Here is an 18,977-nt window from a genome sequence, read left to right as displayed (position 1 = left end):
CTCCACCCGTGAGGCGCAGGCCACGGGCTTCCAGCCGCTGCCGCTGCGCTGGCGGATCGAGGCGACGTTCGGCACGCTCTCGACGCGCTACCGCCGCCTGACCCGCCACTGGGAGCACAGCCCAGCGGCGGCCGAGGACAGCATCAGTATCGCCAATTGCCATAGGCTCATGCAGGCCTATGAGCGGCACCAATACAGCTCTTCATAGTCAAACAGGCTCTCAGACCACTAGAGGAGCTGCCGTTCGGCAAACTGCCGGAAAACCCCGGGCGTCGCGCTCAGTTCCGCGAAGGTACCGGATTGCGCGATGCGCCCATCGACCAGGACCACGATCCGGTCCGCCTCCCGGACCGTGCTGAGCCGGTGCGCGATGACGATCCGCGTGACGTTGAGGGCGGCGAGCGATGCGCGCACCAGGGCCTGTGAGGCGTTGTCGAGCGCACTCGTGGCCTCGTCGAGCAGCAGGATCCGGGGACGGCGCGCGATGGCGCGCGCGAGGAGGAGGCGCTGGCGCTGCCCGCCCGAGAGCGTGCTGGCGCCCTCCGTGACCATCGTATGCAGGCCCATCGGCATGGCCTGGATGTCGGCCTCGAGCCCGGCGAGACGGGCCGCCTCCAGGGCCTGTGCCATGGGGAGCGGCAAGCCCCCGCAGATGATGTCGTAGAGGCTCCCGGTCGTCAGCCGCCCGTCCTGGAGCACCACGCCCAGCTGCCGGCGCACCGTGGCGACATCGAGCGTGTCGAGGGCCTTGCCGTCGTAGAAGATCGCGCCTGCCTCGGGGCGCTCGAAGCCGAGCAGGAGCCGGAACAGCGACGACTTCCCCCCGCCCGACGGACCGACGACCGCCACGTACTCGCCCGGCGCGACCCGCAGCGACAGGTCGTCAAGGACGGGAGGACCGGACGGCTGATAGCGGAACGTCACGCGCGACAGCTCCACCGCCCCGCCGAGCTCCCCGGCCGGCCTGCGGTCGTCGGCGACTTCGGTCTGCGCCAGCAAGGGGCGCATCCGGCCGATATGCGGGGCCGCCACAAGTACCTCGCCAATGCTGGTCGCCCATGTGCCGATCTTCGCCATGGCCTGGTTGAAGGCGGCAGCGAAGGCCAGGAACGCCCCGAGATTGTCGATGAGAGTGCTGTCGCGGCCGATCGCGACCGCGAAGATCACCAGCGTCGCCAGCGTCGGGAACGCGGCCTCAAGGGTGGCGAGGCGGTTGGCGATGCGCTGGGAGGCGAGGTGATGCGACTTCTGGGCCGCGAAGAGGTCCGACCAGACGACCAGCGCGCGCGCCGTGGCATCCGCCACCCGTAGCTTGGCGATGCCCGCGAAGAGTTGCAGCAGGAAGCCGGATTCCCGCCCTTGAACCTCAAGGTGCCGTGCCTCGTGGCGCAGGCGGAGCGCCGCCGCGACGGCGACGACGAGGACCCGGAGCAGCGCGAGGCCCGCCGCGACCAGCGCAAGACGCGCGTCGTAGTACAGCATCAGGGCCATGCTGACCGTGCAGGAGATGCCGGCGAGCAGGTTACGCAGGCTGCGCCCGGTCAGCACGCGACGGATGGCGTCGACGCCCATCACCCGGCCGACGAGATCACCGACCGTGTAGTTGCGGAACAGGTCGGCGTGCAGCCGCAGCATCCGGTCGACCAAGGCGGCTTGGAGCGTCCGGTCGATCAGACCTTCGAGGCGCAGCACTGCCAGATCCTCCGCCGCTTGGAGGGCGGCGGTCGCGACCGCCGCGACGGCGAGCGCCGCCGCGCACATCGCGACCTGATCGAGCCGGCTGCGCGGCACCGCCGAGGTGACGAGCGCCTCGGTGATCAGGGGTACCGCCAGGGTTAGCGCCGCCATCATCAGGGCCGCCGCGACGATCCGGGCGAGATTGCCACGGGCTGGGCCGGCCATGAAGACGAGGAGATCGCGCAGCCGCAGCGGGCCGTCCGGCAGCGTTGCGTAGAAGGTCACGGCCCCGGGCGCGATCTCGCCCGCGAGGGCTGGGCCGACGCGCTGCCGGGTCGTCGCGGCGGGATCGACCATGACGTAGCCGCCGCGCTCCGGAAGCAGGGCGACCGGCGCGGCGGTCGCTCCATGCCAGGCGAGCAGCGCTCCCTGATCGGCCCGCCACCACGTGCCGCGCAGCGTGATCCGGCGCACCCGCAAGCGCGAGGCCCGTGCCAGGTCTAGGACCTCCGCGAAGGCGGTCTCGGGATCGTGCGGCCGACATGCGCGGCCGGCCGGATCCGCGAGTCGGGCCGGCAGCGTCGCAGCGACGAGGCGGCAGGCGGCATGCAGGTCGTCGCCGTCGTGGCGTGGTCGCCCGTCCCGGTCGATCCTCCGCGTCACCACCACGGAGAGGCGCTCGAACAGATCGGAGGTGCGCGCGGCCTTGATTTGTGCCCGGCGCGCGGAGCGGCTCCTCTCCTCGGCCAGCCGGGCCGCTTCCCCTCGAGCGAGCTCAGCGAAGGCACGGTCGTGGAACCTGTCAAGCGCCGGCCGCAGCGTGGCCGGGGCCGGAGGGTCGACGACCCTGATGGTGGCGCTTCGCGGACCGGCCTCCAGCCAGAGGCCGGCCGCGAGCGGGACAACCGAGCCCGGGCCCGACCCGCCGCCGGGCTCCTCCCCCATCGGCTGCACATTCCCCGCTTCGACGATCACCCAGCAAACGGACCGGGCCGGACCACGGCGGCGTTCCCCGGGCGCGAGGATCAGGCGGGCACCGTCGATCTCCCGGATCTCCCATGCGGGATGCGCGCCTACGACCAGGGCGGACAGACGCAGGATCCACGCGTCGATCCAGGTCGCGAGGCCTTTGGCCGGATGGGTGTCGTCGAGGGCCGGCCGCTCCACCTCGGTGCCCGGGCCGCCGACCGCCACGATGGTCGCCGAGCCGTCGGGCCAGGCCGGCAGAGGCGGGACGAAATCCCCGGCTTCGGCGCGCAGGAGATGCCGGCGCGCTCCGGAAGCTGCGACCACGAAGAGATCGGCATGGCCGCGAACGACCAGCAGGGGATGGTCCCGCCCGTCCAGCCGCTCGGGACGGCGGCCGTCGAGGCGGGCCCGGGCGGCAGGTGCGACGGGCTGGGCGGCAGCGCTGGCGACCGCGCCGGTCATCGGTGCGCGACCAGGTCGGCGTAGAGGCCCGCTCGTGCGATCAGGTCCTCGTGGCTGCCCCGCTCGGCGATCCGGCCGCGATCCAGGACGATGATCTCGTCGCAGTCGCGTATGGTGCTCAGGCGGTGCGCGATGATGATGCAGGTGCAGCCGCGCCGACGCAGGTTGTCGTCGATCCGACGCTCGGTCACGGGATCGAGGGCGGCCGTCGCCTCGTCGAGCACCAGGATCGCCGGCCTGCCGACGAGGGCACGGGCGATCTCCAGGCGCTGGCGCTGGCCGCCACTGAAGTTGGCGCCACCCTCGACCACGCGGCAATCGTAGTTCCCCGGCCGGGTGACGATCTCGGCCTGGATCGCCGCATCCTGCAGGGCGTCGTAGAGATCGGTCTCGGAGACCGTTGGGTCCCACAATGTCAGATTGTCCCGCACTGTGCCTTCGAAGAGCACGACGTCCTGGTCGACATAGGCGACCGAGCCCGCGACGACCTCGGACGGTATCGCCTCCAGCGGGATGCCGTCGAGGAGCACCTGTCCCGACCAGGGCCGGTTGAGCCCGCACATCAACCGCCCCAGGGTCGACTTGCCGCTCCCCGAGAGGCCGACCAGCGCCACGCGCGTGCCGGGCTCGACCGTCAGCGACAGGTCGCTCAGGAGCGGGGGCTGCAGCGGCGCATAGCCGAACGATACGCCGATCAGCTCCACGCGCCCGGCGAGCTGGGAGAGGCCAGGCGGCGCGGCAGGTGGGGCCTGCGGCTCGAGCGGATAATTGTAGATGTCGATGAGCCGGTCGAGGCCGCCCCGTACGACCTGGATCGCGCCGGCCTGCCCGACGAGGTCGCCGATCGGCCCGGTGAAGCTCGCCATCAGGGACTGGAACGCGATGAGGCCGCCAAGGGTCAGGGCGCCCTCGATCACGCGCAGGCTGCCCACCCCGAGAATCGCCGCCGTGGTCAGGCCCGCCAGGAGCGCCGGCGCGACATCGAGCAGCGCGGTCGACGTGCCGAGCGATTGCTCCGCGTTGAGGGCCCGGGCCTGGATCCCGGTCCATTGGCCGAACGCGTCGTCCTCGAGGCCGCTGGCCTTCAGGGTCTCGATGCCGCGCACGGCCGCGACGGTGCTGGCGAGGAGCTTGGCGCGCTCGGCCGCGAGGCGGCGGCTCAGGTCCTCGCGCCGCCGCGCGATCAGCCGCAAAGCCACCAGATTGAGCAGGGACAGGCCGACCCCGATGCCGGTGAGCACGATGTCGTAGAACGCCATCGCCGCCGCGAAGAAGGCGAGCGAGATCAGGCTCAGCACCTGGCTGGCGAGCCCGCCCGAGAGAAGACGGGCGACGTCCTCGTTGACGCCGTTGCGGCTGACGAGGTCGCCGGCGTGGCGCTGCGCGAAGAACGACATCGGCAACCGGGTGACGTGCCACAGGAACCGGCTCGTCATCACCACCGCGAGCTTCGTCTGCAGGCGCAGGCTCAGGGAGAGTTGCAGGGCCGTCACCACGGCGCGGAGCAGGGCTGTGAGGCCCATGCCGATCAGGAGCGGGACGAGCCAGCTCCGTGCCCCGTAGATCAGCACCTCGTCGATGAACGCCTTCGTCAGGGCCGGGATGACGATACCGGGGATCACCAGGGCGAGGCTCACACCGCCGACGAGGACGAGCGCCGCCCGCGAGCCCCGCAGCTCCCGCAGCAGCAGGCGCCAGCCCTGCGGCCGGCGCCCGAGCCGCCGGAATTCCGGCCCCGGCCGCATCGTGAGGACGACGCCCGTGAAGGCGTCGTCGAGTTCCTCAGCGGTGACCCGGCGGCGTCCCTCGGCCGGGTCGTTGATGAAGGCGTGGCTGGCGCGCACGCCTTCGAGCACGACGAAGTGGTTGAAGTTCCAATGCAGGATGCAGGGCATCGGCAACCCGTGCAGGGCGGTGGGCTCCCGGCGGTAGGCCTTGACCGCGAGCCCGTAGACCTGCGCGGCCCTGACGATGTTGCTCGCGGAGCTCCCGTCGCGCGAGATGCCGCAGGCGATGCGGAGCGTCTCAAGGGGGACCCAGGCGCCGTGGAAGGCGAGGACGATGGCGAGAGCGGCGGCACCGCATTCGACGGCCTCCATCTGCAGGATGCCCGGCGTCGCGCGGATCGGCGTCCGGCCCAGGCGGATCCGCTCGCGGGGGGGAATCTGATCGACCGGATCGCTCATCGGATCGCCGCCTGCCTCAGCCGGAGAAGCCGGTGAGGCGCTTGAACGTGGGCAGCGCGAGGTCGAGCGGGCGCTGCTCGCGGGTCGTGATCTCGGCCCGGGTCAGGGTGCCGCTGCTCAGGCGCCGGTCCGGACCCCGCCCGACCGCCCAGCGATAGCCGCTCGCGGTCGCCGGATCCGCGTGCAGGCGGATGAGGGCCGCGTAGGGCGCACCCTCCCGCGAGAACCGCCCGACGAGGCTGTCGTTGTGCAGGACCGCGTTCATGCCCTGCTGGCTGAGGGGGAAGTCCGAGACCGAGATCACAGTCCCGACGAGCGTGCCGTATTCCTCGCGCTTCACGGTGCTCGGCTCGAGGCGCGCCTCCATGCCGGGCCGGATCTGCTTGCCCTTATCCGGCGGGATATAGACGATGGCCTCCAGCGACTGACCCTCGGTCTCCACCGCGACGATGGGCGTTCCGACGCCGAGAACGGAGCCGGGCGAGACTTTGATCTCGATGATGCGCCCGGCGATCGGGCTCAGGACGCGGGTGTTGCGGCCGAGTTCGCCGCCGATCTGATCCACCTGCCGGCGGGCCTCGTTGACGCGGAACCGCGATTCCTGGAGGTCGCGCTCGCGCTGCGCTTCGAGGTCGGATTTCTGCGCCCTGAGCTTCAGAAGCTCGTTCTTGGCGTCCTCGCGGCGCTGGCGCGCTTCGATCAGATCGCGGCGCCGGTCCTCCACGATGCGCCGCAGGACGACGCCCTTCGCGAGCAGGGTCTCAAGGTTGCGCATCTCCGCCGAGAGATAGTCGATCCGCTGATCGGTCGCCTGCACGATCTGGTCGAAGGCCTTCTCGATCAGGTTGAAGTTGGCGGCCTTGGTCCGTAGCTCGTTCGCGGCTGTCTGCACCAGGCGCGCGTGGTCGCGCTCGCGTTCGCGAAGAGCTTCCTCAGCGGCGCGATGGCGCTGCTCGATCTCGGATTGGGCGATGTCGGCGATCGGCTGACCTTGCGTGACGCGGTCGCCGACGGCGACGGCGACGGCTCCGAGGCGCCCGCCCGCCGCCGAGACTGCCTCGACCACCTGGCTGCCGACGCCGACGAGGATCCCCTCGCCCGCAGCACGGGTCGGGATGCTCCCGAGGAGGCTCCACGTCACGGCCGTCGCCAGAACGAGGGCGATGACGGCTGCCAGAAGCCAGTCGGCCGGCCTGGTCACACGAACGAGGTGATCGAGCTGTTCGGGAGATGTCATGCGCGCGAGCGCGTGGGCCCGAAAGATCGGCTGAGAGGATGAGGGCATGGACTCTCCCAGGCGCTTCACATCTCCCAGGCGCGACCTCGGCCCCCGGGAGGCGGCGCACCGGCCGCCAACCCGGTCCGACCGGCGGTCCTGATGCGCCGGATCCGTCCCGGCGCGGATCGCCGTCCGTGACGCCGCGCCGGACAATGGTCCGACGAGAGGGATACCGGCTCATCGTGAGCAGCGGCGGAACGTCGGAGACCCGGACCATGGCCCTGCGGCACCGCGACAGGCCATGCCCGGGGCGGTCGCCCTCAGTATCCGCCCGGGCGCCAGCGCGGGGGCAGCGGCTGCGGGTTGAGTCCGCCTGATACCTGGGACAGAGCCGCGTCCGACAGCGTCGTCTCGTCGACGATCGGCTTCGGCTCGGGAGCTTTCTTCTTGAAGATCTTGAGCATGGTCGAATTCCTGTCTTCCTGATGGGCTCATCGACGCGCGACACGGCAACCGGCGCTTGCGCCGGCTGCATGCCGACCGAGCCGGTCTTTGGTGCAGTGAGAGCGATGCTTGGTGGTGATCGCGACCGCTTTCGTCCCAGACGTTCCCCCGCACCTGGGAGAGACCGGGGAAGAAGCACGGTTATTCTCGTCCGAACGAAATATTTTCGTGACTTCATTGCGCGGAGCGGGAGAACCGGAGAGGGGCTCCAGTCTGCCGCGGCGCCGGCAATGGGCACGGGAGAGCCGCCGGCACCCCGGCACGGAACGCACGTCGTCGCGTCGTCCCGAGCCGGCGCCGGAGGCCAATCCGTCATGCGGGGTGCCGATGCCGGATCAGTGACGATAGTTCCGGTAGAACGCGTAGCCGACCAGCCCGACATAAGCCGCCCCGACCAGCAGCGGGATCAGCCCGCCATTGACCTCGTCGAGCTCCGTCAGATTGAGCTCGTCGGTCTCCTTCTGCCGCTCGAACGCCGGCGGAGCGGAGTCGGTCGTCATGCACAGGTCGGCGGTCGGCGTGAGGGTGAGATCGCTCATCGGTGGTCTCCTGGTCTTCGTTGGGGTGATTGCGATCCGCTTCACGATCGCAATTCAGTCGTCGGACTTCCGGTCTTCATGTCCGAGGACCGGCAGCCCGTGACAAGCACAATCCGGACAAGCATGACGGTCATGGTCGTCATGATTGCCATTGTGCAAATATTAGACTGTATATACCTGAGATTTATTCGCGGGATCCGGCAAGTTTTTTAGTTTCCGTGCTTGCGATCGACCTCCGACCCGCAAGGCACCCGCGCCTCAGCGCCGTGTCGCGCCGAAGATCGGCGGGCCCGGACTTGCCGGCACCGGGAAACGACTCCGATCAGTCCTCAGCCCGGCGGTCGCCGGTCCGCTCGACGCCGGCACCTGCATCCGTCAAGGGCGACCGGCTTTGAGGAGCCATTCGAAACACCTCATGACGTCGGCGACTTTCACCCCGCCATCGACTCTGTCGAGTTGCGCGAAATCCAACTCGTCCGTCTCCACCTGCTGCTCGAACGGCCGCAGCGCGGCACCGGTCGTCACGACAGCGTCCGCATTCGACGCGAGGACGAGATCGCTCATCGGGTGTCTCCTTTCATCGTTGGCATTGATCGCGGCTCGGCTCACGCCGAAAACTCAGATGATCGGGACTCGCGTGACTTGATCGCTCGCAGCGAGCGCCGAGCCCGGCGATCGCTAGAGGCCGCATATCGACCATCCACCGGCTGGCGCGCTGGGGAGCGAGGGATCGACCGCCCGGCCACGCGTCAGGCAAGACCACGTCGAGGAGGAGCACAGGCAACACAGCGTTCATCCAGGCTGGTCCGGTTCCGGTGGTCCCTCGAGGACAGATTTCCCCTCGTCGCCGGCAATCACTTCCTCAATGGCGAGCCATTCTGTAGATTCCGTACCCCAAAAATCCCAGAACGCCCGCGAAAACTACTCCACTGATCAGGGCTGGGAGCAGTCCGCCATTCACCTCGTCGAGTTCCGCGAGGCTCAACTCGTCCGTTTCCGGCCGGCCTTCGAACGGCTGCGGCACGGCATCGGTCGACATGCCGGCAGCGGCTTTCCATGCGAGGGCGAGATCGCTCATCGTTCTTCTCCTGATTCGCGTTGGGATGATGGCGGCCCGGTTCGCGGCCGCGAATCGATGAATGGGCTGCCCGTTTGAGGCGAAGGATCATGGGCAATGGCGCGACGTGCAGCCCCGATTGGAACGATGATCATGCTCATCGAAATTGCCGCGCCACGAGGAAGAGACCTGACCGGCGTACGGTTTATTCCTGGACGTCGATCATATTCCGAGCAGGTGACGGGGTGATATCGACTGCCAGGGACGGCGAGGATCGCCGTCCCACCTCCTCGATTCGCCGCGCAGGCGCCGAGCCAGGCCGGCGATGCCCGGGCATCCGTGAATTAGACCCAGTATCCTCTTGAGCGGAACGCGTTTCCGATCATCCAGATCAGGAACGGGCTCAACAAGCCACCGTCGACGCCGTCGAGTTCGGCGAGGCTGAGTTCGTCGGCATCCGACGCCGGTCCGGAGTCCAGTGGCGCCCCGCCGCGCCTCACGCAAGACCTGTCACTCACGGCGTGATCGAGATCGCTCATCGGCTTGCTCCTGTTGGGCGCACGATCGCCGCGCGCTGCGCACCGTCGTCGCAGGCCTCTGATGTCGATCCACGAGACGTTGGACCGACGCGGGCCGTGTGGAGGAGATCGCTCCTGCACAAAGGAGAGACCGAGCGGCCCGAGGATTTATTCATCGCGAGAAGATTTTCGTGAAGCCTCGAGCTCGTCGCGAATAAACCGATTGCCGCTGCGGTCCTGTGGCTAGGACGCTCGCGCAGAGGCGCAGATGAACGGGTTCCGAGATGTGAACGGGTTCGCACATGGCGGGCCGCCGGCAATGTCCGCCGGCCGGTGCAACCGGGCTGGGCCGGCCGGACGCGCACGGCGCGGCCGCCGCCGGGTTCTTCAGGTCGAGGCGGTGCGAATCCGGCCTCGTGGCGACCAGTTCGGTGACATTGCCGCCGGTTATGGTGCATGGGGCGCCCGCGCCCCCGCTTTCCCCCCACGCAACTCCGCAAATTCCCTCGTCGACAGGGACAAACCTTACGTAAAAATGGCGTCTTACCGTCGAAGACGCGTCATCAGATTGATGGATGGCCGGGCCAAATCGTTCGGGTACGATCGACGATTGGAAAAGCGGATCGCGCATAACGGCGGGAGGCTCTTATTCACGTGCAGTCAAGCCGCCCCAATCCACTCTATGATGAGTTCGATACGTGACATGGCGTTTCCCGAAGCGAGACGACTCCCAGGGCCAGGAGCGTCCGAGCTTCGAGCAGATCGTCCTGCCCAACCTCAATGCAGCCTACAGCCTCGCACGATGGCTCGTGCGCGACCCGCAACTGGCGGAGGATGTCGTGCAGGATGCCGTGGTCCGTGGCCTGACATACTTTTCGTCGTTCCGAGGTGGCGATCCGCGGGCCTGGCTCATGCGCATCGTGCGCAACACCGCCTACTCGGCGCTGACGGCTCAGCAACAGAGTCTCCGGCGGCTCGAGACGCGCGACGGACTCGCGGGCGAGGACGCCTTGAGCGTGCCGGATCCGGGTGCGGGCCCGGAGGCCGCCCTCTGCGGCGCTCAGGATGCCGAACGTCTCACCGAGGCGCTCGCCGCGCTGCCGCCGGAGTTGCGCGAGTGCTTGGTCCTCAGGGAGCTAGAGGAATTGTCCTACAAGGAGATCGCTCTAGTCACGAATGTCCCGATCGGCACGGTCATGTCTCGACTGTGGCGAGCCCGGAAGATGCTGCTGGGCGCAGCCGCCGGGGGCGAGGATGAGCACTGATCCATGCCGAGGCATGCATCTGCTGATCCAGGCCGACATTGACGGCGAACTCGGCCCGGCCGAGGTGGCGACGGTGGTCGCGCATCTCGAGACCTGCCCGGCCTGCGCGGACTTGCAGGCTCAGCTCCTCGCGCTGTCAGCCCGCATCAGGGAGGCGACGCCGCATCACGCGGCCCCCGCCCCGCTGCGGCATGCGGTGAGAGCCAGGATCCGACGCGCATCGCCCCGTCTCTCCCTATGGGGGCGTCACTGGCGGAGGGGCGCCGGGACAACGGGCATCGCGCTCGCGGCTTGCCTGTCCTTGTTCGTCCTGCTGCCGCGCGTCGACACGATGCCGGACTGGGTAGTGGCCGCGCATATCCGTGGCTTGCAGTCCAGCCACCTCATCGAGGTCGCATCCAGCGACCAGCATACCGTCAAGCCATGGTTCTCGGGCCGACTGCCCTTTTCCCCGCCAGTCAAAAATCTGACGTCTCAGGGTTTCATGCTCGTCGGCGGACGTCTGGACTATTTTCCTGGCAATCCATCCGCCGTCATAGTCTACAAGAGGCGCGCGCACCTCATCGATCTCTTCATACTACCAACCAACGAAGAAGAAAAAAAACAAAACGCATCCGGAACCCAACAGGGCTACAATTACCTGAGCTGGCAAAGCGGAGGCATGACATTCTGGGCTATTTCTGATCTCAATAGCCAAGAGTTGAGCGAGTTTTCTAGCTATTTCCAATAGATCAGAATCGATGATGTGGTTTTTGGGGTCATCTTGCGTTGCGTGCTCGCCTTTCTCCTGTGGAGAGGACTGAAGTACTTACCCAAGCAGTCTCGGATGCGGTGCGGGCGCCTCCGCTTTGTTGGGCGAGCGGTGTTGTCTTGATCAGGCTGTGATGGCGGCGAGCGGGGTGGCGAACGGTGTCGCCTTGGTCCTGAGGGCTGCGGTGGCGACGACGGTGCGCACATCCGCCTCAGCTCTGGCGGCCCACATCGCCCGATGGCCGTTCGTCATCTTGCGCTGGACCACCGCTGGCCGCAGGTTGCGCTCGCAGGTGCTGTTGGTCGCAGCGACCTGCCCGGAGAAGGCCGCGAAGGTCAGGAGTTGGTCGCGTGCCCGTCTCATCCGGGCCTGGAGGGCCCAGGTGAGGTCTCAGGTGGCCGGCGCTTTCAGGATGGATCGCGGTCCCCTTCGCGCTCGCGCCGCTTGCAGGCCAGGGGCGAGGCCGCCAGCCGGGTGAGGCTTCGGGCGAGCCCGAAGTCCCTGTCGAGCCACAGCTCGGGTCGAAAGCTGCTCAAAACGTCGCTCGAAATCCGTTAGGGTATGCCCCTCAGGCAGCCTGAATGACGAACGCACCTCGGAGCACCGCGCCTATGATCCGCAATGGGTGGGATCCGCAATGGGCGGTTTGCGGACGCCGAAAACTCGCCCATGTCAGTCTCCCGGCGTGGACGTGCTCGCCGAGGTTATGCCGTGCCGCGCCAACAGATCCTCGAGTACTCCGACGCCCTGCGACCGTTCGAAAATTTCAGCGTGTAACCCAGCCTGACGCGCTGCTACGACGTTTTCCGCACGGTCATCGATGAACAGGAGCTCATCTCCGGTTTCATGAATTTCATGCATTATATAACGAAAAAATGCAACTTTTGGCTTTGCAATTCCGATTTGACATGAATAAAACTCCTTATCGAATAAAGTGGAATATCCCAGCGCATTCGACATATGACGCGCTCGATGCTGCTGCTGGTTTGACGCAAGATAGCACTGAATATCGTTTTTCTTGAGCTGTCTAACGAGATTGAAGATTTCTGGGTCGCAGTCGATGGCGTTTAGTATGGCTAAGACCGTTGTTGCATTGATCCGCATGCCCAAATTAACCAGAAGTCGGGCCAAGGCCGATGAAAAATCTCGCTCCGTCTCTAGGTGCTCCGTCTCGATCCTGGCCAATTCGGCAACGAAAGTGGATAGAACAGTATCGATCGCGAATTCTTCATGCTTTGCAAGAGCAGCGCGCCACCGGATAGTAGGACTTTGTAGAACGCCATCCGCATCGAAGAGGACTGCACGCACGATCGGCATATTTGCGCCACCCATCACCCTACAGCACATGGGTAACACGGTCGAGCGGGTGCAGGGGCTCGCGCATCGCGTTCTCTGCGATCGAGTCCTCCGTCGCGCTGGTCGCGCTGTCGGCCGCGCGCACGATGCACGGGACCTTGACGGTCTTGGTCCTGCGGCCGGTCGCCACCAGGTGCTCGAGCGCCCGGTCGCGGCGCCCGCCGGCGGGGACCTGACAGCGGCCGGTCCCCTGACCCGCCTCGTCGAGGATCGGGCGGGCACTAAGGGACTGGAGCAGGCCGCGATGGGCAATGTCGTTGGCCCGGTCCTCAATGCTCATGCCGTCGGCGATCCGGCGTACGTTCGCCTGGCTCAGGCAGACCTTGTCGAAGGGGATCGACATGGCCTCGGTCAGCACGAGCTTGGCAGCGGCAGTGGTCTTCGGGGCGGTCTTCGCGGCGGCCTTGGTCCTGGTCATGGCTGTTCATCCCTGGTGCGGGCGGGCGGGCTCTCTCCCGACCTCGAAACCCTCACGCAGGCGAAGCCCCCCTCCGACTCCGGAAGGGGGCCGACGGATCGATGTGCGCCGGATCCAGGCGGCAGCCTGCCGGGCGCTGCCAGCGTCCTCCACCAGCCTCGACAGCGGGACGGCGGTAGAGACCGCCTCGTCGAGCCGCGCCAGGATGGCAGCGAGCGTCAGGCCGTCCTTGAGGCTGTTCCGGAGCGCGGCCAGAGCGATGATCGGCTCGCCGCCCTCGTCGGCCGCTTCGGACATCGGAGCAGTCAGCCCCGGCCTCCAGAACCGAATGCCGGCCTCGAACATGCCGGGCCTCGCGATCCAGGCGGGGTGGTAGGGGAGACCGCGTGCCTGGCAGAAGGCGTCTGGGCTCGGTGTCCTGCTCATGCTCGAAGATGACGGTCTCGCCCTCGTGCAGGATCTCGCGCACGAGGCGGTCGGCCTCGGCGAAGTGGGCGCCGGCCGCAGCGATGAGATCGGCGACGGCCTCGGGACCGTGAAGGGACCCGCCGGTGACAGCTCCCCGTCCTGATGGCCGGGGCTTCTCGATCGACCTACGCGGCAGCCCGCCCGGTGGGCGATCGAGGGCCGTGCCCCGCTAGGAAGGAGCCGCTGCCGTCGATCCCCTGAGGATGAGAGCCGTTTCCATCATGCGGCGCGACGACCGACGGGCCGGATACTGGAGATTCTCCATCAGCGCCTCGACGCTCTCGAGGCCGGCTTCCCTCGCGGGGGAAGAGATCGTGGTCAGCGCAGGCCGCGTCCGCGGGCCGAGGGCGTCGTCGCATCCGATGATGCTGAAGGCATCCGGTACGGGGATGCCGCGCTCGGTCAGCTGGATGAGCAAACCTTCGGCGACCAGATCGTCGAAGGCGATGGCGGCCGTTGCCTGCGAGGCCACGATAGCGTCGGCTGACGCGAACCCCGCCTCGAACGTCGCACGGGGCAGCGACAGGGTCTCGATGCTGGCGCCCAGCTCGGACGCCGATTGACGCACGGCGAGATCGCGCTGCTGTTGCGCCCATGAAACGTCCGGCCCACCGAGATAGGCGATACGTCGGTGCCCGAGGCCGTGCAGGTGTCGCATCGCCGCCACGACACCACGCGCGCTGTCGATCAGGATCCGCGACAAGCCCGCGATGTCGCGATTGATCAGCACGATGGGGCGATGGCGTGCATGAGCCTGGATGGCCGCCTGCGACAGGCGAGGGCAAGCCAGGACGAAGCCGTCCACCTGAGGCATGAAGCGCCCGATGAGGCGGTCCTCCCGGGCTGGGTCCTCGTCCGAATCCCCCAGGAAGACGCTCAGCCCGGCCTCGTCGGCACGGGCTTGCACGGCACGGATCAGCGGCGGGAAGAAGGGATTGGCGATGTCGGGCACGATGAGGGCGATGTTCCCGTGCTGGCCGGTCGAGAGCGCGCGCGCCGCCCGGTTCGGCCTGTAGCCGATCTCGTCCGCGACCTCTTTCACGCGCCGGACCGTTTCCTCGCTCAGCATCTCCGGCCGCGTGAAGGCACGCGATACCGTGGCCCGCGAGACGCCGGCCAGGTCCGCCACACCGGCGATGGTCGGCATCGCGGGCCTGCTCGCAGATCTCGGCATCCTCACCCCCCTCGACCGGCCCTGATCTACCGTCCCGGCCGGCCGGCAGAAAGGGGTGGAAAACGCGATTGACACTGCAATCGGTTGCATAAATGATCAGACGCGATCATGAGAGGTTCGGGAGTCGACATGGGCATTCTCGACTGGACGGTTCTGATTGCCTACTTTGTCCTTATGGTAGGGGTGGGTATATGGGCCAAGAGTAAAGTAGTCACCGCGAGGGATTTCTTCGCCGCGGGCGGGCGGATGCCTTGGTGGCTATCCGGCGTGTCGCACCACATGTCCGGCTACAGCGCCGCCGTCTTCGTCGGCTATGCCGGCATCGCCTACACGGCGGGCTTCACCCTGTACGTCTGGTGGGCGCTGACGATCGCGATCGCGATGGTGATCGGCGCTTTCCTGTTCGCACCGCGATGGTCACGTCTGCGGCAGCAGCTCGAGATCATTTCGCCGCTGGAGTACATGTCGACGCGCTACAATGTACCCGCGCAGCAGGTCCTGGCCTGGAGCGGCACGGCTCTCAAGGTCTTCGATGTCGGCGCGAAGTGGACCGCGACGGCCCTCCTGCTGAATGTCTTTGCCGGTGTCCCGCTGATGTGGGGCGTGCTGCTCACGGGCGGCGTGACGCTGGTCTACTCGACGATCGGAGGCCTCTGGGCGGACGCGCTGACGGACTTCTCGCAGTTCGTCATTCAGCTTGTCGCGGGAATCGTGCTCTTTGTCGCGGCATTGATCAATCTCGGCGGCGTCTCGGCGATCTGGACGATCTGGGGACAGCTTCCGCCCGGACATTCGCAGCCCTTCAATGGGCCGTACACGGCGGTCTTCGCCCTCGTCTACCTGTTCATCAACACGCTGTCCTATAACGGCGGCACCTGGAACCTGGCCCAGCGCTTCATCGCGGCGCCGCGCGGCAGCGATGCCCGCCGCGCGGCGCTCCTCTCGGCCGCCCTGTTCCTGATCTGGCCGCTGATCATGTTCTTCCCGATGTGGGCGGCGCCGATCCTGCTGCCGAACCTCGCGCAGCCGCAGCAATCCTATGCGCTGCTGACGCAGCAGCTCCTGCCCACCGGCCTGATCGGCCTCGTCGTGGCGGGGATGTTCGCCCACACCATGGCCATGACCTCGTCGGACGCCAACGCCATCTCCGCCGTGGTCACGCGGGATATCCTGCCGGCGCTGATGCGGGGCGGGCGTCGCATGTCCGATGCCACCGAACTCCTGGTCGGGCGGTGCAGCACCTTCCTGTTCATCGCACTCTCCATGGGGATTGCGCTGGCGGCGGACAGCTTCGGCGGCGTGCTGGGCTTGCTGATCCTGTGGTTCGGCGCCCTGGTGGGGCCGATCGCGATCCCGATGCTGTTCGGGATGCTCCCGGCCTTCCGGCGCTGCGGGCCGGACGCTGCCATCCTCTCCTGGGCGACGGGACTGCTCGTCTTCGCCCTCATCCGCTACGTCTTCGCCGATCAGGTGCGGGCGCTGAACCCGGACTGGGTGACGACCATCACCGTCGCCGGGCCGGTGCTGTGCTCGCTGACCGTCTTCGTCATCACCGGCCTCGTCCGGCCGTGCGCCTCTCCCAAGGCCGACGCCCTGATCGACGCCCTGCAATCCGACGAGCCGGTGCCGGGCACCATGCCCGCCGTCGCCATCCGTGCATGATCGATCCCGGTGCCTGACATGAAGCCGATCCTGTTGAACGGCGTGGATCTGCGGGTCCACGCCACCCGCACCGCCATGGGGGCTGCGGCTGCCGCGGAGGTTGCGGAAGACCTGCGTGCGCGGCTGGCGCGGCAGCCGTCCGTCCGCATGGTCTTCGCCGCGGCGCCGAGCCAGACCGAGGTCCTGGCCGCTCTGCAACAGGAGCGAGGGATCGAGTGGGCGCGCGTCACCGCCTTTCACATGGACGAGTATACCGGCCTGCCGGCCGATCATCCCGCCCGCTTCGGACGATGGTTGCAGCGCCACCTCTTCGATGCCCTGCCGCTCGGGATGGTGCACCTGATCACGCCCGAACCCGACCCCGAGGCGGCGGCTTCGGCCTATACGGCGCTGCTCGCGGCCGCCCCGATCGACCTCGTCCTCCTCGGCATCGGCGTGAACGGCCATATCGCCTTCAACGACCCCCCCGTCGCGGACCTCGCCGATCCGCTGGACGTCAAGATGGTGGAGCTGGATCCGGTCTGTCGGCAGCAGCAGGTGGATGACGGCTGCTTCTCCGGGCTGGACGTCGTGCCACGCCGCGCCATCACCCTCACGGTGCCGCGGCTGCTGCGGGCCGACAAGCTGGTCTGCGTCGTGCCGGGGTCGGTGAAACGCGCGGCATTGCGGGCCATGCTGCATGATCCAATCGGTGAGGCCTGCCCGGCGACGGCCTTGCGCACCCACCCACGCGTCACCGTTCACTGCGATGCGGACGCCGCCGGCACCCTCGGCGCCTCCTGCTGAGATCGGTCGAGGCTCTGAGGTGCGGCGTTCGGCGCGACGACGATCCGGCTGCGGCCACGATGCGGGGAGGCCGCGGCCGATCCATGTCGAACCTGCCTGGGGGAGGGGGGATGATGTCAGGTAACGCGCGGCGCCCCGCAGCCATGCAGCGGCTCCGCGACCGAGGGGTCGGCCGGTGACGATCGTCACCGGGCGAGACCCGGCGAGCGGGCGCTCCCTGCGGCTTCGGCTGGAGGGCGAGCGGATCGCAGCGATCGACCCGGGCCCGCCCGGCGAACGGGCCTGGATCGCCCCCGGGCTGATCGACATCCAGACCAACGGCTATGCCGGGTACGACCTGAACGCCACCGGGCTGACGCCCGAGATCGTCGCCGCCTTCGTGCGCGCGGTGAGGCGGGAAGGGGTGACGACGGTCCTGCCGACCCTGATCACGGCCCCGCCCGGCGCATTCCTGACCGCACTGGCGGCGATCGCGACCGCGCGCGAGGCGGAACCGGCCATACGCCACGCCATCGCCGGCATCCATGTCGAGGGACCGCACATCTCGCCGGAGGAAGGGGCGCGGGGAGCGCATCCGCTCGCGTCCATCCGGCCGCCCGACCTGGGGGAATTCGAGGCCTGGCAGCGCGCCTGCGGCGGCCTCGTGCGGATCGTCACGCTATCCCCCCACTGGCCGGGCGCGCCGGACTATATCCGCGTCCTCGCGGCGCGGGGCGTCCACGTCGCCATCGGCCACACCCATGCCGGACCCGAGGCGATCACAGCGGCGGTGGCGGCAGGGGCGACCCTGTCGACGCATCTCGGCAACGGCGTGGCCGCCACCCTGCCGCGGCATCCCAACCTGATCTGGGCACAACTGGCCGAGGATCGCCTGTCCGCGAGCTTCATCGCGGATGGCCACCATCTGCCCGACGACACCCTGCGGGCGATGCTGCGCGCCAAGGAAAGCCGTCGTGCGATCCTCGTCTCCGACACTGCCGCCCTCGGCGGCATGCCGCCCGGCCTCTACGACCAGCCGATCGGCGGAAGAGTGGAACTGACGCCCGGGGGGCGGCTCGGCATCGTCGATACGCCCTACCTGGCCGGAGCCGCCCTGCCGCTCCGGCACGGGGTGGCACGGGTCGCGGCGCTGGGGTTCGGCCTGTCCGCCGCCGTGGCCATGGCCACCCGGAACCCTGGACGCCTGCTCGGCGGACGCGGACAGCTGGCGATCGGTGCGTGCGCCGACCTTCTGCGTTTCGCCTGGGCACCAGGCGATGGTGCGATCCGGCCGCTCGACATCCTTACGAGGGGGCAGCCGGTATGACCCACCCGCGGCTGTCACCAATCAAGGCAAAGATGACGCTCGGCAAGGATGACTCTTGGCAAAGATGACCATTGGCAATGATGACGCTTGGCAATTCGACCTACGCGCCAGCGATCACTGGCGGTGGCGGCGAGACCGGCGCACGCGAAAACCGCGAGCTGCCTCGCCGCACCGTCGCAGATGGCCTGAACCGAGGAACCGCTCATGGTCTGCGACGTCGAGGCGCTGCTGCGCCGTCTCTGGTGCCTGAACGACAAGGACGACATCCGGCCATCGCGGCAGGTGGCACCGGCGTCGGCCTCGCAGATCGCCACGCTCGATCCTGCGGTCATGCTGGCCATGAGCCCGAGGCTGCGAGCCCGCGACACCGTCGCGGATGCCTGGCACGGAGCGGCCTTCGGCCAGACTTAACCGGGGCTGCGTGAGATCGCGACGATCTCCGCCCGGCTACGGCAGCAGCCCTGGTGATCGGCCCCCACGATGTGGTCAAAGTTCACAGTTAGTGCAGTGTCGGCGTTTGCTCCACGGGTAGCTTGGCCGGCGGAGCCGGTCGGGTGAGCGCAGCCGGCCAAGCGGGCAAGCCTGGCACGAACACCTCCGGGGCCGGGGGTCGGTAGCCCAGCGCGCCGTGCGGGCGCACCCCATTGTAGTGCCGTCGCC

19 protein-coding genes and 3 pseudogenes are annotated in these 18,977 nt (G+C 68.0%); 8 read left to right on the top strand and 14 right to left on the bottom strand.

Annotation, left to right across the window (positions count from 1 at the left end; genetic code table 11):
• Positions 1 to 208: pseudogene (locus tag FF100_RS35165) on the top strand (IS5-like element ISMpo5 family transposase); the annotation flags it as partial.
• Positions 209 to 228: 20 nt separating this feature from the next.
• On the opposite strand, the gene FF100_RS35160 reads toward FF100_RS35165, so the two are convergent.
• The 8 genes from FF100_RS35160 to FF100_RS35130 all read right to left on the bottom strand — a co-directional run bounded on the left by FF100_RS35160 (position 229) and on the right by FF100_RS35130 (position 9,152).
• Positions 229 to 3,108: an NHLP bacteriocin export ABC transporter permease/ATPase subunit gene (locus tag FF100_RS35160; RefSeq protein ID WP_139040644.1), complete on the bottom strand. Its 2,880-nt coding sequence runs from the start codon at positions 3,106 to 3,108 to the stop codon at positions 229 to 231.
• The gene (locus tag FF100_RS35155) at positions 3,105 to 5,294 is read right to left on the bottom strand and encodes an NHLP family bacteriocin export ABC transporter peptidase/permease/ATPase subunit (RefSeq protein WP_139040643.1); all 2,190 of its coding nucleotides are present in this window, start codon (positions 5,292 to 5,294) and stop codon (positions 3,105 to 3,107) included. Before FF100_RS35155 ends, FF100_RS35160 begins: the two co-directional genes overlap by 4 nt.
• A gap of 16 nt (positions 5,295 to 5,310) precedes the next feature.
• Complete coding sequence (locus tag FF100_RS35150; RefSeq protein ID WP_246102742.1) at positions 5,311 to 6,531, bottom strand: NHLP bacteriocin system secretion protein; 1,221 nt, start codon at positions 6,529 to 6,531, stop codon at positions 5,311 to 5,313.
• A 302-nt stretch (positions 6,532 to 6,833) separates the two neighbouring features.
• A complete protein-coding gene (locus tag FF100_RS37455; protein WP_171070468.1) occupies positions 6,834 to 6,977 on the bottom strand; it encodes a hypothetical protein in 144 nt (47 codons plus the stop codon).
• Between the two features lie 375 nt (positions 6,978 to 7,352).
• Entirely contained in the window at positions 7,353 to 7,556 is a 204-nt protein-coding gene (locus FF100_RS35145; protein WP_205825156.1) for a class IIb bacteriocin, lactobin A/cerein 7B family, read from the bottom strand.
• Between the two features lie 375 nt (positions 7,557 to 7,931).
• On the bottom strand, positions 7,932 to 8,120 hold the full coding sequence (locus FF100_RS35140) for a hypothetical protein (protein WP_139040641.1): 189 nt from the start codon (positions 8,118 to 8,120) through the stop codon (positions 7,932 to 7,934).
• Positions 8,121 to 8,418: 298 nt separating this feature from the next.
• Positions 8,419 to 8,634, bottom strand: coding sequence for a class IIb bacteriocin, lactobin A/cerein 7B family (locus FF100_RS35135; protein ID WP_139040640.1), 216 nt, complete (start codon positions 8,632 to 8,634; stop codon positions 8,419 to 8,421).
• A gap of 323 nt (positions 8,635 to 8,957) precedes the next feature.
• Positions 8,958 to 9,152 (bottom strand): hypothetical protein, encoded by a 195-nt coding sequence (locus tag FF100_RS35130; protein ID WP_139040639.1) that lies wholly within the window; start codon positions 9,150 to 9,152, stop codon positions 8,958 to 8,960.
• A gap of 677 nt (positions 9,153 to 9,829) precedes the next feature.
• Between FF100_RS35130 and FF100_RS35125 the strand changes: the two genes are divergently transcribed.
• Together FF100_RS35125 and FF100_RS35120 are read left to right on the top strand one after the other, a co-directional pair.
• Positions 9,830 to 10,396 carry a sigma-70 family RNA polymerase sigma factor gene (locus tag FF100_RS35125; RefSeq protein ID WP_139040638.1) on the top strand — a complete coding sequence of 189 codons (567 nt, stop codon included), beginning with the start codon at positions 9,830 to 9,832 and terminating at the stop codon, positions 10,394 to 10,396.
• Positions 10,397 to 10,409: 13 nt separating this feature from the next.
• The gene (locus FF100_RS35120; RefSeq protein WP_171070467.1) at positions 10,410 to 11,126 is read left to right on the top strand and encodes an anti-sigma factor family protein; all 717 of its coding nucleotides are present in this window, start codon (positions 10,410 to 10,412) and stop codon (positions 11,124 to 11,126) included.
• Between the two features lie 144 nt (positions 11,127 to 11,270).
• Here FF100_RS35120 and FF100_RS38205 read toward each other — a convergent pair.
• The 4 genes and pseudogenes from FF100_RS38205 to FF100_RS35100 form a co-directional block, all read right to left on the bottom strand.
• Positions 11,271 to 11,671: pseudogene (locus FF100_RS38205) on the bottom strand (IS66 family transposase); the annotation flags it as partial.
• A gap of 148 nt (positions 11,672 to 11,819) precedes the next feature.
• Positions 11,820 to 12,464, bottom strand: a complete 645-nt coding sequence (locus FF100_RS35110; protein ID WP_171070466.1) for an HAD family hydrolase — start codon at positions 12,462 to 12,464, stop codon at positions 11,820 to 11,822.
• Between the two features lie 19 nt (positions 12,465 to 12,483).
• Positions 12,484 to 12,921 (bottom strand): ParB/Srx family N-terminal domain-containing protein, encoded by a 438-nt coding sequence (locus FF100_RS35105; RefSeq protein ID WP_139040634.1) that lies wholly within the window; start codon positions 12,919 to 12,921, stop codon positions 12,484 to 12,486.
• Between the two features lie 6 nt (positions 12,922 to 12,927).
• Positions 12,928 to 13,266 (bottom strand): hypothetical protein, encoded by a 339-nt coding sequence (locus tag FF100_RS35100; protein ID WP_139040633.1) that lies wholly within the window; start codon positions 13,264 to 13,266, stop codon positions 12,928 to 12,930.
• 79 nt (positions 13,267 to 13,345) lie between these two features.
• Here FF100_RS35100 and FF100_RS37450 point away from each other — a divergent pair, with 79 nt between their 5' ends.
• Positions 13,346 to 13,492: a hypothetical protein gene (locus FF100_RS37450; protein ID WP_171070465.1), complete on the top strand. Its 147-nt coding sequence runs from the start codon at positions 13,346 to 13,348 to the stop codon at positions 13,490 to 13,492.
• Between the two features lie 66 nt (positions 13,493 to 13,558).
• On the opposite strand, the gene FF100_RS35095 is transcribed toward FF100_RS37450, so the two are convergent.
• A complete protein-coding gene (locus FF100_RS35095; RefSeq protein ID WP_246102740.1) occupies positions 13,559 to 14,536 on the bottom strand; it encodes a LacI family DNA-binding transcriptional regulator in 978 nt (325 codons plus the stop codon).
• Positions 14,537 to 14,692: 156 nt separating this feature from the next.
• Here FF100_RS35095 and FF100_RS35090 point away from each other — a divergent pair, with 156 nt between their 5' ends.
• From FF100_RS35090 to FF100_RS35075, 4 genes are all read left to right on the top strand, one after another.
• Positions 14,693 to 16,225 carry a sodium:solute symporter family protein gene (locus tag FF100_RS35090; protein WP_139040631.1) on the top strand — a complete coding sequence of 511 codons (1,533 nt, stop codon included), beginning with the start codon at positions 14,693 to 14,695 and terminating at the stop codon, positions 16,223 to 16,225.
• Between the two features lie 18 nt (positions 16,226 to 16,243).
• Positions 16,244 to 17,011, top strand: a complete 768-nt coding sequence (locus FF100_RS35085; RefSeq protein WP_246102738.1) for a 6-phosphogluconolactonase — start codon at positions 16,244 to 16,246, stop codon at positions 17,009 to 17,011.
• 175 nt (positions 17,012 to 17,186) lie between these two features.
• Positions 17,187 to 18,317, top strand: a complete 1,131-nt coding sequence (locus FF100_RS35080; RefSeq protein ID WP_139040630.1) for an N-acetylglucosamine-6-phosphate deacetylase — start codon at positions 17,187 to 17,189, stop codon at positions 18,315 to 18,317.
• A 204-nt stretch (positions 18,318 to 18,521) separates the two neighbouring features.
• On the top strand, positions 18,522 to 18,728 hold the full coding sequence (locus tag FF100_RS35075) for a hypothetical protein (protein WP_139040629.1): 207 nt from the start codon (positions 18,522 to 18,524) through the stop codon (positions 18,726 to 18,728).
• Positions 18,729 to 18,816: 88 nt separating this feature from the next.
• Here the strand turns inward: FF100_RS35075 and FF100_RS35070 are convergent.
• Positions 18,817 to 18,977: pseudogene (locus FF100_RS35070) on the bottom strand (IS3 family transposase); the annotation flags it as partial.

Origin of the sequence: Methylobacterium terricola (assembly GCF_006151805.1) — a bacterium.
In the GTDB taxonomy this organism is placed as follows: Bacteria; Pseudomonadota; Alphaproteobacteria; order Rhizobiales; family Beijerinckiaceae; genus Methylobacterium; species Methylobacterium terricola.
This window is presented reverse-complemented; position numbering and strand designations above follow the sequence as displayed.

What these genes read in the sequence shown, in the direction of transcription:
- FF100_RS35090 (WP_139040631.1), top strand. Translation starts at nt 14,693, where the DNA reads ATGGGCATTCTCGACTGGACGGTTCTGATTGCCTACTTTGTCCTTATG.
- FF100_RS35145 (WP_205825156.1), bottom strand. Translation starts at nt 7,556, where the DNA reads ATGAGCGATCTCACCCTCACGCCGACCGCCGACCTGTGCATGACGACC.
- FF100_RS35100 (WP_139040633.1), bottom strand. Translation starts at nt 13,266, where the DNA reads ATGTTCGAGGCCGGCATTCGGTTCTGGAGGCCGGGGCTGACTGCTCCG.
- FF100_RS37455 (WP_171070468.1), bottom strand. Translation starts at nt 6,977, where the DNA reads ATGCTCAAGATCTTCAAGAAGAAAGCTCCCGAGCCGAAGCCGATCGTC.
- FF100_RS35150 (WP_246102742.1), bottom strand. Translation starts at nt 6,531, where the DNA reads ATGACATCTCCCGAACAGCTCGATCACCTCGTTCGTGTGACCAGGCCG.
- FF100_RS37450 (WP_171070465.1), top strand. Translation starts at nt 13,346, where the DNA reads ATGCTCGAAGATGACGGTCTCGCCCTCGTGCAGGATCTCGCGCACGAG.
- FF100_RS35085 (WP_246102738.1), top strand. Translation starts at nt 16,244, where the DNA reads ATGAAGCCGATCCTGTTGAACGGCGTGGATCTGCGGGTCCACGCCACC.
- FF100_RS35105 (WP_139040634.1), bottom strand. Translation starts at nt 12,921, where the DNA reads ATGACCAGGACCAAGGCCGCCGCGAAGACCGCCCCGAAGACCACTGCC.
- FF100_RS35140 (WP_139040641.1), bottom strand. Translation starts at nt 8,120, where the DNA reads ATGAGCGATCTCGTCCTCGCGTCGAATGCGGACGCTGTCGTGACGACC.
- FF100_RS35095 (WP_246102740.1), bottom strand. Translation starts at nt 14,536, where the DNA reads ATGCCGACCATCGCCGGTGTGGCGGACCTGGCCGGCGTCTCGCGGGCC.
- FF100_RS35075 (WP_139040629.1), top strand. Translation starts at nt 18,522, where the DNA reads ATGGTCTGCGACGTCGAGGCGCTGCTGCGCCGTCTCTGGTGCCTGAAC.
- FF100_RS35155 (WP_139040643.1), bottom strand. Translation starts at nt 5,294, where the DNA reads ATGAGCGATCCGGTCGATCAGATTCCCCCCCGCGAGCGGATCCGCCTG.
- FF100_RS35160 (WP_139040644.1), bottom strand. Translation starts at nt 3,108, where the DNA reads ATGACCGGCGCGGTCGCCAGCGCTGCCGCCCAGCCCGTCGCACCTGCC.
- FF100_RS35110 (WP_171070466.1), bottom strand. Translation starts at nt 12,464, where the DNA reads ATGCCGATCGTGCGTGCAGTCCTCTTCGATGCGGATGGCGTTCTACAA.
- FF100_RS35135 (WP_139040640.1), bottom strand. Translation starts at nt 8,634, where the DNA reads ATGAGCGATCTCGCCCTCGCATGGAAAGCCGCTGCCGGCATGTCGACC.
- FF100_RS35130 (WP_139040639.1), bottom strand. Translation starts at nt 9,152, where the DNA reads ATGAGCGATCTCGATCACGCCGTGAGTGACAGGTCTTGCGTGAGGCGC.
- FF100_RS35120 (WP_171070467.1), top strand. Translation starts at nt 10,410, where the DNA reads ATGCATCTGCTGATCCAGGCCGACATTGACGGCGAACTCGGCCCGGCC.